Here is a 489-nt window from a genome sequence, read left to right on the forward strand (position 1 = left end):
CTTTATTATTTAATTCTTCTTTTGTAGTAATACTAATATTATTTCCACTAAGTACTGAAAAGCTTGTATCTTTGTCTTCATTATCTACAAAGCCTTTTAAAAGTATGTTTTCATTACTTTCTCCTAAGTAATCATCAGAATACTTTGAATACATTGCTTCTTTATTCTTATTCTTTATTTCTTCTATTCTTTCCTTACTTAAGATTTCACTCCCATTTAGATTGTAAAATATTCCTGGCTTTCCTGCTCTTTCCTTATTGTATTTTACATCTCCCCAATCTTTCCATACTCTCCAATCAAATTCAGTAGGGTCTATTACTACTTCTTCATCATAAAAGGCTGAAAGAGCATTTATCTTTGCTTCATCTGTACTTGATAATATACCTGCATTATATGACCTATATGTTTCTTTTAATTTTGTTTTCCAAGTATTAATATCTTCTATTACATTTCCATCTTTATCTTTGTATTTTACTACATGATTTCCAT

1 protein-coding gene is annotated in these 489 nt (G+C 27.8%); it reads right to left on the reverse strand.

The window, feature by feature from the left end; genetic code table 11:
- The coding region (locus AYC60_RS09150) for a hypothetical protein (protein WP_197417004.1) at nucleotides 1-489 on the reverse strand (489 nt) is incomplete at both ends.

Source organism: Streptobacillus felis, assembly GCF_001559775.1.
GTDB lineage: Bacteria > Fusobacteriota > Fusobacteriia > Fusobacteriales > Leptotrichiaceae > Streptobacillus > Streptobacillus felis.